Origin of the sequence: Paenibacillus sp. EKM206P (genome assembly GCF_011066155.1) — a bacterium.
Lineage (GTDB): Bacteria > Bacillota > Bacilli > Paenibacillales > Paenibacillaceae > Paenibacillus > Paenibacillus polymyxa_D.
On record NZ_JAAMNQ010000012.1, the window covers coordinates 171,970 to 185,066 of the forward strand.

9 protein-coding genes and 1 pseudogene are annotated in these 13,097 nt (G+C 40.2%); all 10 read left to right on the forward strand.

Features of this window, described 5'->3' with window-relative positions; genetic code table 11:
* Positions 1-7 precede the first annotated feature (7 nt).
* The 10 genes and pseudogenes from G9G53_RS21175 to G9G53_RS21220 all read left to right on the forward strand — a co-directional run bounded on the left by G9G53_RS21175 (position 8) and on the right by G9G53_RS21220 (position 11,927).
* The gene (locus G9G53_RS21175) at positions 8-1,288 is read left to right on the forward strand and encodes an ATP-grasp domain-containing protein (protein WP_029517544.1); all 1,281 of its coding nucleotides are present in this window, start codon (positions 8-10) and stop codon (positions 1,286-1,288) included.
* Entirely contained in the window at positions 1,269-2,927 is a 1,659-nt protein-coding gene (locus G9G53_RS21180; RefSeq protein WP_029517543.1) for a B12-binding domain-containing radical SAM protein, read from the forward strand. Before G9G53_RS21175 ends, G9G53_RS21180 begins: the two co-directional genes overlap by 20 nt.
* A 16-nt stretch (positions 2,928-2,943) precedes the next feature.
* Complete coding sequence (locus G9G53_RS21185) at positions 2,944-4,182, forward strand: ATP-grasp domain-containing protein (RefSeq protein WP_165150039.1); 1,239 nt, start codon at positions 2,944-2,946, stop codon at positions 4,180-4,182.
* Positions 4,183-5,418 (forward strand): MFS transporter, encoded by a 1,236-nt coding sequence (locus G9G53_RS21190; RefSeq protein WP_165150041.1) that lies wholly within the window; start codon positions 4,183-4,185, stop codon positions 5,416-5,418.
* A 3-nt stretch (positions 5,419-5,421) separates the two neighbouring features.
* A complete protein-coding gene (locus G9G53_RS21195) occupies positions 5,422-6,246 on the forward strand; it encodes a hypothetical protein (RefSeq protein WP_165150043.1) in 825 nt (274 codons plus the stop codon).
* 4 nt (positions 6,247-6,250) lie between these two features.
* Positions 6,251-7,264, forward strand: a complete 1,014-nt coding sequence (locus G9G53_RS21200; RefSeq protein ID WP_029517539.1) for a peptidase U32 family protein — start codon at positions 6,251-6,253, stop codon at positions 7,262-7,264.
* A gap of 1 nt (position 7,265) precedes the next feature.
* Complete coding sequence (locus G9G53_RS21205) at positions 7,266-8,105, forward strand: hypothetical protein (protein WP_165150045.1); 840 nt, start codon at positions 7,266-7,268, stop codon at positions 8,103-8,105.
* A gap of 1,041 nt (positions 8,106-9,146) precedes the next feature.
* A complete protein-coding gene (locus G9G53_RS21210) occupies positions 9,147-9,785 on the forward strand; it encodes a glycoside hydrolase family 11 protein (protein WP_025720875.1) in 639 nt (212 codons plus the stop codon).
* Between the two features lie 288 nt (positions 9,786-10,073).
* Positions 10,074-10,819, forward strand: a pseudogene (locus G9G53_RS21215) (formylglycine-generating enzyme family protein); the annotation flags it as partial.
* Positions 10,820-11,174: 355 nt separating this feature from the next.
* On the forward strand, positions 11,175-11,927 hold the full coding sequence (locus tag G9G53_RS21220) for an alpha/beta fold hydrolase (RefSeq protein WP_029517537.1): 753 nt from the start codon (positions 11,175-11,177) through the stop codon (positions 11,925-11,927).
* Positions 11,928-13,097: the final 1,170 nt, after the last annotated feature.

The window sequence follows — 13,097 nt, forward strand, 5'->3', positions numbered from 1 at the left end:
CTTTGGTATGTCTGCTAATAGTTCAAGGGCTATATTTTTACTGGAGCCTTGTTTTTTTGGAGAAAAATATATTGAATTTGCCGCTGAACTTGAGTTGATTGTAATTGTTATTCGAAGAGAAGGCGGCCCCAAGGTGGAGAAGGCGCATCTGGTACATTTTGAAATCATCAGTGACATTACAGATGCCGAGTCTACTTACTTGAAAATGGAGTATTTTTTCAGTCAGCATCCGGATATATCCCGCAACTCGGGTATTGTACCTGGTCACGACTATGCAGTACCGGTCGCCGCGATTATCTCCCAAAAGTTTGGCTGGAATTCCATTCGCCCAGATGTAGCCCATAATGCCCGCAGCAAAGAGTGTATGAGAAACGGGCTAAAAGGTTCTCAGTATGTATCCAATCCAGATTACCATTTGTATCACAGCGTATCCGAACTAAAGGAGCAGTTGGACCAGATCCAATTCCCCGCTATTGTTAAACCCGTTGATATGACAAGTAGTATGTTAGTCAAATGTGTGCAAACATCTGAACAATTAATTAGGCAGGCCGAAAAGATTATTCAGAATGAGGATAACTTCGGTTATCCATCGAATCTTTCATTTCTAGTAGAAGAATATATCAGAGGCCAGGAATATAGCTTCGAGGCTTTTATGTTTAAAGGTGCTTGTAAATTTGCCCATATTACTGAAAAAATGAAAACTCCCCTTCCTTATTTTGTTGAGCTACAGCATACCCTTCCAGCATCTATGGAATCTTCAAAATACACCCAATTATTAAACAGCTTCATAAATCTTATGGCTGAGCTTGGAATTACAGAAGGACCCTGTCATTTGGAATTTGTGCTGTCCAGGGGACATATTTATATTATCGAATATTCTACTCGTCTTGCAGGGGACCGTATAACTGATTTGTATAGCTTGAGTTACGGAGTAAATCTGCATAAGGCTTCGATTTTGTGCGCTTTGGGAGAAAGACCGGATGAGTACCTGCATGAAACCCGAAACGATATTTCAAGAATCCGTTATTTCCATCAAAAAAGTGGAAAAATCAAACAAATATCAGGGGTGGAAGAAGCCAGACGTTTGCCGGGTGTCATAGAGATTGTTATAGAAAAGAAGGAGGGAGATACAGTACCGGATGAGATGACTAGCAGTATGGACAGATATGGTTTTTTTGTTCTTAAAGCTGATACTTATGATGAATTAGAGAAAGTGAGCCACCAAGTTGAAGATACGATCCAATTTGTGATGGAAAGAGAGACTACTTATGAAAAGCAAAAAGGATGAAAATCAATTCGAAATTTTGCTGATTAATCCACCCTTATGGTACTACCAGTCTGTGCCACCCGATATTACGGCTGCGGCTGCTTTATTACATCACCAAGGAGTGGGTACCAAAATCCGTGATTTAAATTTGGAATCATTTCATTACTTTTTTCGGGGACGTTCGGACATCATCACTCATCTTACGGACACTGAACTGTTTTATAATTTTGAACATTTAGAAGAAACCTGCCAAAAAATCGCTGAGATTTATGATCGTATTAGTGAACAGATTTCACCCGCGGTGCTGCGATGGAATTTATATGATCCGGGAGTGGATCTACGTAATATTGATGAGGTACTAAGGATTGCCGAACAGAAGGAACACAATCCATATTTTGATTTTTTCAAAGAAATTTTACCGGATCTTGTCCCTGAAGGCGTCAAGGTGGTTGCTATTTCAATTTTTCATCCAGATCAGGTTATTCCCTTATTTTCGTTGACTTCATTGTTAAAAGAATATAACTCTAATCTACACATTCATCTGTTCGGCAATCTGGAGGATCAGATTAATACAAAAATATTAGTGCGAAATCTTCCAGATAAGGAGTATCATTTGTTGTTTTCTCATGTGGATTCGTTTGGCTTGGGAAATGAGCATTATCGATTGAGCGAACTGGTTAGAGCTGTTGAGGATTCATCTAAGTTGGAAGAACTATCTTGGTTACTTACTCAAAAAGAACTTCAACCTTATATTGAAGAAACTAATAAACACTATTACACCAATAAAATAACATTACCCGTTTTATCTTCTCTTCCTGCAAGTGCTCTAATGCCGGAAGAGGTTTTAAATGTAGCTGCGTCTGTAAGTTGTTACTGGAAGGGATGTACTTATTGTTCTATTAAAGAGCATGGTACTTATCAGAAAGAGAGTATTGAGAGTATCCTGCAATTAATGGAGAATTTTTCAAAACAACAGACATTTTCGGTATTACGATTCAGAGACTGCTGTATTTCACCCACAGATTTAGAGAAAATAGCAACTCAAATTGTAGAAAGGAAGCTTATATTATCCTGGGCCTGTCGTGCCAGACTGGAAAAGGGTTTTAATTCCCGATTGTTTGAACTGTTAAACCGTGCAGGATGCATCATGATCTCTTTTGGAGTAGAGACCTTTGAAACAAGGGTATCCAGACTGATGAACAAAGGAATAGATCTTGAATATGCGCCTGTGCTGATTAAGAGTTGTTATGAGGCTGGGATTGCAGTGAAATTAACAGCGATGATCGGGTTTCCAGGTGAAACCAGTGAAGAAGCTCTTGCTAATCAAGCACGGCTACGGGAACTGTTTCCCTATTGTATAGATATCCGATATAACCGTTTTATTCTATTTGAAAATTCTCCTATTGCTGCCGATCCTGCTATGTATTCCATTCAAAAAATACCTTTTAACAATCGCCAGCATTTACGATTTTATAGTGAGTTTAGCAGGGAAAGTGGGATGACACAGGTGCAAGCGGATATACAGGCTGCTGAGTTTGAACAGGAAATTAAACAAACTTATGCTTTTTTTCTGTCAGAAGAACATTTGCTTTTATATTTGAAAAAATGGGGACTTTCTTTTTGTATGAATCTTGTAAATGCCAGGTCTCTCTATCAATAAAACGAAAGGATTAGGGATGGATAAACATTATGTAATTTTCGCGAAATTCGAAAACTTTTCTCGTATTGTGAATGAAGGCTTGAGCTCTTTAAGGTATGAAAAAACGTTGATTACTAATAATCAACGTTTGATTGAGCGTTGTAGTGATCATTATCACCATTTCTTGTGTGTCGAAGATTTAACATCACCTCAAGTTGTTGAGTTTATACTAACACTGCATGATGAAAAGCCCGTGAACGGTATTTTTTCCGAGAGTGAGGATTTGGTGCAGTTTACCGCTTTGCTTAGAGAGCGATTGGGTCTTACGTGTGGAGTCATCGGGAGAGATGGTGATTTTTTTAGAGATAAGGTAAAAATGAAAAATCATCTTGCTCAAGAGAAAGTTATTCTTATTCCTGAATATCGAACCGTTCACCACTTTGCTGATGCAATCGACTTTTTATCTAAACATGCTCCCGAGGCCATTATTAAACCAATTGACGGAGCGGGGTCCCTTCATACGTTTCGGGTTCATTTGGATAACATCCACGAATATGAACAATTGCTTAACGACCATGCCGGAAAATTTGAGATTGAACAATATATTGATGGAAAAATGTTCCATATGGATAGCATTGTATATAATAACCAAGTTGCATTCACTTCAGTTGCCTGCTATACGCATAGCACTTTGGAATGCAGGGAGGGGAAGCCACTGTGCGGGTATTTTTACCCTGACCATGAGATGCCCTTGGTCCAACAGCTTATCGCGGCAAATAACAAAGTATTGAGTGCAATGCCGATCACAAGTGGAGTAGCTCATACTGAACTATTAGTCACTAAGCAGCAGGAGATCTTATTTTGCGAAACAGCGGCACGAATTGCAGGCGGAGGAATTATTTTTGGTATAGAGGATACATGTGGAGTAAACCCGCTACTGGAGGGGGCTCGCGCTTTTGTCGGCGAACAGCCGCTTTTCAATCAATATTATCCACAGACGAATGGCGGGTATCTGCTGCTCTATAAGAAGAAAGGAAGGGTTAAACACGTCACCCCAAGCTCTGACTTTCTTCAGATACAAGGTGTGAAGCGGGCTGATATTTTACCACAAGTGGGTGACTGCTTGTCTTTTAGCGGCAGTTCCGGTGATGTGGCTGGAGTTGTGACTTGGTCAGTTGATTCTTTTGAGGAAAATGAGCGTATTCGTAATGAGATTGAGCATTTATGGGAACTTGAAATGGAAGTAAGCCTGTTTGATGAGGAAGGGGAAGCGTAGGTGGTTAAAAAGTTTGAAAGTCAGGTCAGATTATTTGGTTTATTGAGGTTTCTGAACACATTCTATGTATATAATTCCATTTTGGTTTTCTATTTTAGTAATATGATTAAGCTTAACTATACCCAAATTGGGATTGTAATGGCCAGTTACTATACGGCATCCATACTATTTGACATACCCACGGGAATGATCGGAGACCTGATTGGGAAGAAAAAGGCTATCCTTATCGGAGCGGTTTTTCAATGTATTGGTATCTTTCTTATGGGATCATTACAAACTTATATGCTACTTATTATAGCTCATATCATTTTTGCATTGGGCTCATCCTTCATATCAGGTTCGGAACAAGGCTTGATTTATAAGCTTCATGAAAAGCATGACAAGCTTGATGTCTTGAACCGTAGCTACGGAAAAATTTTTTCAGCAAGTATTTTGTCTACGATTGCTGCTGCTCTTCTAAGCTCAGTAGTTATTCAATATAGCTATTCGGTTACTTTTTACATTTCGGCATTCTCTAATTTTTTAGCGGTGTTTTTTGTGTGTCTGGTTCATGAGGAGAGAGTTTATGAAGACAAAACAGGTAAAAAAGCGTTTCAACGAGTTCGCCCTCTACAAATAATGAAGGAATCCTTTCAGGAAATCAGAGTCAACAGGCAACTACTATTATTTTCTATTTACTATATATTCACAGCTATCATTCTAACCTCAGTATTCTTTCAATATCAACCCTATCTACAGCATTTAAAAATTTCACCGACTTTTTTTGGAGTTATTTATGCTCTTTTCGGCATTATTCCACTTATCTCTGCTCAGTTATCACATTTAATCAAAGGGAAGTATATATATATACTTAATCCTTTGATCCTTGCTGTTGTTTTTTTAGGGATGGCGTTAACCAAGTCCATTTGGCTTGGGATCGTATTGATTTGTTTGTTTCGGTTTAACTGGGGGATCATTATTCCAAAAATACAAAGTCACATTGATACCAGCATCACGAGCGAAACTAGCAGGGCGACAACCGTATCTACTGTGTACAGTGTACATAATCTTCTCCTATCTATGATGCTTATCATCAGTGGGCATCTTATTGAAAGCTACAGTATTGCTGTACTCCTGATTATCTATTCCTTGTTTAGCCTTTTATTTTGCTTGTATGTCTTCATTTTCCGTAGAAGCTACAACAACACAGAGGTACCCTCCAAAAGCACTTTAATGATGGATTCGAAGGAGTTGTAGTGGATGAATACCGAGGTCATCTTAATTCGCGTTTCCCCAAAAGCTGTTTTTAGCTATGATATCGAAAATGGTCATTTTCATAGGGAGAACCCCTACTCAGAAGTCACGGATTACAGTTATAGCTCGGAATTTAAACATCATAAAAGAGCCAATGACCTTTCTAATTTTGTGAAAATAGAGCGTGTTTATCAACTGGAAAACACGGACAAGGCTCAGGCCGAAATTGCCCAGCTTGCGCGCAGGTTACATCTGACTGATTTCAATGTAATTGAAGGACCGCTGGAACGTCCTGAATTCGTTGCAGACTACAGACCTAGTAGCCCAACAGCTTACCTGGATTTTTTTCTACAAAAATGGCACAGGGGCTGTAGTCCCTTGTATTCGGAGGAGGAATTGCAAGAGGGAGAAAACCACATTAAAAACTTGCGTCATACCCATCCTTCTTATGGTGAATTAAATGAGTATGAGTATATTGCAAAAATGCTGAGTATGTTGGACTCGAATCAAACCCAATTGTTTCCCTGCGAAGCTGGGGTACATTCTTTTCAAGTAAATGGTGATGGAGCGCTTTTTCGCTGCAATAGATATGCTAAGGCGGGCTTGGAGAAATCAAGCGACGAGATAGGATGTATCGATTCTGTGGACGATTTGGCACCTTGTAAAAGTTGTTTTTCAAGATATATGTGCGGAGGACGTTGCAATTTATTGATTAATCAGCTTCAGAGCAATGCATGTGTCCTGTTTCGGGAGTTTACAATTGTTTTGTTGAAAGCGATCATTAGTCATCATCTGGCTGAAAAATCGGCTGGAATTCTGGTAAAGGAGTAGACATATGCGAATTTGTACAGGATTAGTGACCATTGATGATTTAGTGCCTTTTATTCAGGCCGGAGCCGAAGAATTTTATTGTGGCGTCATTGATGAACAATGGTTGGATCGGTATAACTATATCGTTGCCTTGAATCGCAGACCTTGGCCTGATGCGAACTTTTCCAGTTTTGCTGAACTTGCGGAGGTCGTGAATATAGCGCATGCTCATGGGTGCCAGGTATTTTTTACGATGAACGAACACTGCTATAACAACCAGCAGCTTGGTATCCTGGATTACTATTTGGAGCAAGCTGTTCGTTGTGAAGTGGATGCTATTATTTTTGCTGATTTGGGCTTGGCCGGTTATTTTGCGGATAAGAAAACGAATGTGGATGTGCATATCAGTACAGGCGGCACGATTTTTAACTGTTACACAGCAGAAATGTACACCAAAGAATTTCATGCGGATCGGCTTATTTTGCCCCGTTCCTTGTCCATGGCAGAAATGAAAATCATAATTGAAAGCTCACCAAATACAGAGTTTGAGGTTTTTATCAAAAATGAAGGCTGTACTTATATAGATGGCTTTTGTAATTTTGTGCATGGGACTCGATTTATGAATAACAATGATGGGGTCATTTTTAATCCTCCATGTGTTTTGAGATATCAGGTTATTGAGAGTATTACGCCCATACCGTATGATGTACCACTGCTGGAGAAAAAGCTAAACTGGATTTTAGACAATAAGGGTGACTGTGGTGTGTGCAGCTTATATTATCTGAACCAATTATCGGTTGATAGCTTGAAATTGGTCGGGAGAGCTTCAGACAGAAGTCAGGTTTTAAGTGATATCAGGATGATAAAATCAGCGATAGATTTATGCGGCGAGGTGGCAAACTTCGAAGAGTACCATCACATGATTTCTTCGCAAATATGTCAGAATAGCTGGAAAAACGATCAATTGATTACACATTGCTACTACCCGGAAATTCTGGACCATGTAAATGGCATTCATAATGTTCAGGGGAGTGTATAATATGGAAAAAGCGATGATGGTTGACGACCTGCGTAAATTAACGAATGTGGAGAACCAGTATCAGCGTCTGTATTATGGACAGGAGTTTTGCCCGCGTACTTTCTTAACAGTAAGGGAGCTAAAATCAGTTATCAGCTTTTGTGAGCAGCACGACATGAAGCTAACCTTGATTACTCCTTATATGACGGATGAAAGTATGAACACGATTGTGAACATCTTAAAGGAAGTAAGTGAAGCATCTATTTTTGATGAGTTGGTGGTTAATGATTTCGGAATGTTGTATTTTCTTGAAAATCATTATCCCGGCCGCTTTAAACTTATTTTAGGTAGACTACTGAATAAAGCTAAAAAAAGTCCTTCTATTGCAAACTATTTTCCCAAGCTTGATGATGATTCGAAAATTGCCTTACAGAATACTGCGGGAGGGTTTGTCCCCAATATTAGGTTCATGCGTAAATATAAAATTTCTGCTATTCAATATGATAATAGAATACAAGGTAATAAGCTGGATATCAAAGACAATCATGATCTGGTAAATAATAATGATATTGATGATGCTGATACTGATGTGCTCCCTTTTAGCAGGGAATTAGTATACCCTTACGTACACATTACAACTGCCCGAAGATGTTTTTCCAGCATCCTGTATAGCAAGTCATCTATGTCTGAGTGGAAAACGTCATCATTATGCAATAAGAGCTGCAAGACTTGTCAAACAGTCCTCTATAATGATGTGATGAAAAAAGATATTATATTAAAAGGAAACTCTCTTTATTACGAAAACGCCAAGCTTCCCGTCAATTTAGCGGAGTATTCACGAATTATAACTCAGGTACTATAAATACTAGATCGGAGTGGTTTGCCCGCTTTTATTTTGAAAGAGCAGGTGGTCTAACCTCGCTGCTCTTTTCTGAACTCATTCGTTAAATCTTCCTATCCATTACTGGTTCCTTCACACTCGTTTTGGTATAAACTCGTGTTCCCGCTAAACACTTCAATCATCGTTAATGCCCCGTTCGATAGCCGTGGTTGAACGCTGCTGCCGAGTGTAGGGAAGTTGATTCGCTTAGTAAATCAAGCATGACTTCAATTTGTTCAAAATCGACTGCTGGTAGTTTATTTTTTTAGCATCTCCATAAGATCACTAAATTTTTAATTCACTTTTTGAGACTCAGGGTCGGTTGACTTTATTCGTTCACTGGGACGCCATTTCCTATAATGCATATCCTCCAAAACCATGTTCATCATGCCTCTCTATAAATTCTGTTTTGCTAAGTCTTTATCCTCACGTAAATCCATCACCCAAGCCAAAGTTCACTACATGTGGAAGCTACATATAAGGTGAGCATTGAATTTATTCTTGTTCAGACAGGTAATCCTAAACGTTAAAGGTAAAATGAATAATTCCAGAAATAAAGCTCCCGCGGTGATGGGACTGACCCGATTTTGAACCAATGGAAAATCCTCAACAACAAAAGACTACAAAGGTGTCGGAGTACAAGACTTGATTCCATTGCCGAAAGGGACAAGAACTTGGTATCGTTGCTGATTAGGTGAATAGCTAAAAAGGAAAACATAAAAAATGGATTCGCATATTGCTCGAATTAATTAAAAGCAGCCAAGCCCTTCTTTCAATGTTACGGGACTCGGTATCTATTGTTACCCTCGACGGGTTCTAAAATTTCAAAGAAAGCTAAACATAATAGAGTTAAAGCTTTAATTTGCTAGGTTTATATGCAAACGCTATTATTCTATAATTTCACTCAGAAAGGAGGTTAAAGTAAAAAAATACGGAATATGGAACGGATAGGTGATATACTGCAAAGAGAATCAACCAACAAGCAAGTGTATGGGACAAACACAAAATTTTAGGAGGTAGAGTATGTTTAAGTTTAGTAAGAAAATGATGACGGTAGTTCTTGCAGCTTCCATGAGTTTTGGGTTGTTTGCAACAACCTCAAGTGCAGCGACAGACTATTGGCAAAATTGGACCGATGGCGGCGGGACGGTCAATGCTGTAAATGGATCAGGCGGTAATTACAGCGTAACATGGAAGGATACCGGGAATTTTGTTGTCGGCAAAGGCTGGACTACTGGGTCGCCAAACAGAACGATTAACTACAATGCCGGTGTCTGGGCGCCGTCCGGTAATGGATATTTGGCTCTCTACGGGTGGACGAGAAACTCACTCATCGAATATTACGTCGTTGATAGCTGGGGGACTTATCGACCTACCGGAACGTATAAGGGTACGGTGACCAGTGATGGGGGCACATATGACATCTACACAACAATGCGATACGACGCACCTTCCATTGAAGGCCAAAAAACGACGTTTATTCAGTACTGGAGTGTTCGACAGTCGAAGAGACCGACCGGGGGCAACTCCACGATCACTTTCAGCAACCACGTGAAAGCATGGGCGAGCAAAGGAATGAATCTGGGAAGTAACTGGTCTTACCAGGTGTTGGCGACAGAGGGGTATCAGAGTAGCGGGAGCTCTAACGTAACGGTGTGGTAACCACTTAACTGCAAGCTGTTCAACGAACAGGCGCGGTTGGGGCTGTCTCACAGGATAAACGGGTTTTGAAAGCTGTCTGATAGGATTTACACGAATTGGTCCATGGAGGAAACACCGATCTCTAAGCATTGTAGACAGGCCGATGGCCGTTCTCCTCCAGTCTATCCGTCAGTGCGGATGCGTTGCAGGCCGTTACCTGCTAGACGAACGGCCTTCGACGCTGCTGGAGGCGAATTGCGGGCCGTCATGGCCTATCATTTTCCCTATCAGCTTAAAGGGGATATATCAATGAGAAAGCTATTAATTTTCCTTTTAATAGCACCAATGGTTGTGATCAGCGCTTGTTCGCAAGATAAGCCTGAGAAAAGGGATAACCTTGTATTCGTGGAAGGTGGGACTTTTCAGAACAACAAGTACAACAACTCTGGAAAAAGCGTGGCCCTATCGAACTTTTATATCAACAAATATGAAGTAGTTCAAAAAGAGTGGGTTGAAGTCATGGGAAGTAATCCCTTGGTATTCATTGGCGACAGTTTGCCAGTAGAAATGGTGAGTTGGTATGACGTTGTGGAGTACTGTAATCAAAGAGGTATACGAGAGGGCTTAAAACCGTATTACAACATAGACAAGGATAATAAAAGACCCGACTAAATAAGAATGATAACGATAATATAAAATGGACAGTAACGATTAATGAGGGAGCTAACGGTTGCCGATTGCCTACAGAATTGGAGTGGGAATATGCTGCAGACGGAGGTCAGGCGAGCAAGGGCTACACATACAGCGGAAGCAATAATGCTGACGAGGTCGAATGGTATTGGAAAAACGCCGGAGACAAATACTTATCTGGAGACTGGAACTGGCTTATTATAGAGAGCAACAATAATAAAACAAAATCAATCGATACCCGGAAACCCAACGACGAGTTAGGAATTTACTACGATATGTCTGGCAACGTAAGAGAATGGTGTTGGGACTGGTATGGAGACTTGGATAGCGAAAGCGGTTTCTACCGGGTTGTGAAGGGTGGTGGACAGCGACCGTCTAGGACTTTATTTTTTGTCCTCGGCTGTCGCTGTTCAATTTATAGAGCCAGTCTAATACTTTATTTTCTGCTGACAAAGAGAGGGATTTAGAGGCTTAAAAAATATTTTGGGCATGTTGAGTAGAAGATGGTCCAGGATATGTCTCCGCCATGTTTGTTCATCACTTTTCGCATAATCCCAGCAGCTCTCGTCCTCTATACACAAGATGACGAGGCATTAATTAAGCGACGGGCAGTTATTCAAAGTGACTTCATAGTGGATATCTTTTTAATATAGACTGTATGTTCAGCCATGGCTAAAATGGTAATCAGGAAAATATTACCACATTGGGGAGAGGGACAAGGTGGAACTTTTTTACGAAATCGAGGGGAATGGAGTCCCTATAGTCATGATTCACTCGGGAGGTGTCGACTCAAGGGTATGGAGATATATGGTGCCTGGACTGGCAAAATCATTCAAGATCATTACCTTCGATGGTCGAGGAACCGGCCGCTCACCTGCTATGCAAGAGCCGACTTCACTTGTGGAGGATTTGCGCAAACTTCTTGAACATCTCGGACTGGATCTTGTCACACTTGTTGGCCATTCCATCGGTGGGCAAGTCGCGACTGATTTTACGTTATCATATCCTTCTATGGTTGAGCGGCTAGTGGTAATTGCCCCTTCATTAACGGGATTTGCATATTCGCAAGAATTTACAAATTATATGACATCGGTGAATGCGGTCGCTCCCGATATTACAAGACTTGTAGAGTTGTCCTTAGCCGCACCGATCTATCGGGCTACGATGGCTAGCCACCATCGAAGTTTTTTGACTGAAATGCATAATCACTACATGACAAGGGTATTCACCGAGTGGAGAAGCTTTGAGGTCCTTTGGCCAGAGGCGCCTTCGATTGAACGTTTAGAAAAGGTTGCAGCGAGTACGTTATTTATACAAGGAACCATAGAATGGCCGGATATGTACAATATCGCCGAGCACTTCAAGCGTGTACCTGCAATTAGGTTTGCCGAAATCAAAGGAGCCGATCATATGCTTGTCCTTACTCATGCGGAGAAACTAGCTAATAGCATCCGACAGTTTTGTCACAGGTGAGGACCATACGTGAATAGATTGGGCATCTCTTGAATCAAAGTATTATAATGGATGATAAGAAGTTTTGAAACTTAAAGGGCAACCCGGAAGAAACATCTTGGTGCTTGGAAGCGGCGGATGAGTGGAAAGCGGAGGTTTACAGATAACATCAACACGATGTCTCTCAAGCATGTCTATACCAAGACCTTACATTAGGGAGCAGTTGAATTGACGTACCGACCATCAAAAGAAGATTAACGCTTTCCACCAAAAATCAGAAAGTGTTTAATTGAACTAACGGGTACATTAAGTTAAGTTGAAACAAAAAGGTTGCCGTGGCAGCCTTTTTTATTTTATGTTAGGCCTAGTAGGACCAACATACCAGTTGAGGCCGATTGGATCAATAAATCTGCCTTAAATGATGTGGGTTAGTATCCAATTATTAAAGGAGGATTAACGAAATTCAATATAAGGCTCCTTAACGTTGTAAATCCGCGTTTGCAGGCGATACCTCAATAATGTAAAAAATTACAATTCATTCTCGTTCCTAAAAGCATGCTTATAGGAACGAGAATGAATTACTCTATTTCACGTCCCCCAAATGTGTATAAATAATTATTGGAACGTTTCGTATTAATGGTCCCTTTTTTGGAACTGAAAGGGGGATGCATCATATAGTAGATATGGCTTATGTTTGTGTGTCGGTCGGCCAAATACCAAGCTACTTTCGACGCTACTGTTGATCAAGAGCATGGTGCCCAAAAAGTCGTCACAAGATATCTAAATGCTATTCATGAAAAGCATTTATCGGATGCAGTAGATATGGTCAAAGATTCACGGTACCTTTTAATGGAGAAAAACAAATTCGAAAGTATAAGCAGTACAGTAATAGAACTGATTTTGATAACTCGGTTGTTAATTGGTATAATTTACATGTAGTAATCAGCAAACTTAAATGATATATTATGTATCTGGCCGTAAGATAGGCTGTGATGTAATAGTTAGATGGACTTCAAAAATTCAAAGGATTACCTACGAGGTATTATTTACCAGTAGCATGAATCGTCGAAGTATGATATATTATTTATCCGGGTGTTGATATGTCCGGAAGTGATTGATCTTTGAAAACTGAACAACGAGTGAGTAAAACGATTTTGTTCGCAAAATCAAACAAGAGATATTTTTTATCTC

Bases quoted from the DNA above. Each gene is read 5' to 3' on its own strand.
- G9G53_RS21175 (WP_029517544.1), top strand. From the start codon at position 8: ATGTCTGCTAATAGTTCAAGGGCTATATTTTTACTGGAGCCTTGTTTT.
- G9G53_RS21180 (WP_029517543.1), top strand. From the start codon at position 1,269: ATGAAAAGCAAAAAGGATGAAAATCAATTCGAAATTTTGCTGATTAAT.
- G9G53_RS21185 (WP_165150039.1), top strand. From the start codon at position 2,944: ATGGATAAACATTATGTAATTTTCGCGAAATTCGAAAACTTTTCTCGT.
- G9G53_RS21195 (WP_165150043.1), top strand. From the start codon at position 5,422: ATGAATACCGAGGTCATCTTAATTCGCGTTTCCCCAAAAGCTGTTTTT.
- G9G53_RS21200 (WP_029517539.1), top strand. From the start codon at position 6,251: ATGCGAATTTGTACAGGATTAGTGACCATTGATGATTTAGTGCCTTTT.
- G9G53_RS21205 (WP_165150045.1), top strand. From the start codon at position 7,266: ATGGAAAAAGCGATGATGGTTGACGACCTGCGTAAATTAACGAATGTG.
- G9G53_RS21210 (WP_025720875.1), top strand. From the start codon at position 9,147: ATGTTTAAGTTTAGTAAGAAAATGATGACGGTAGTTCTTGCAGCTTCC.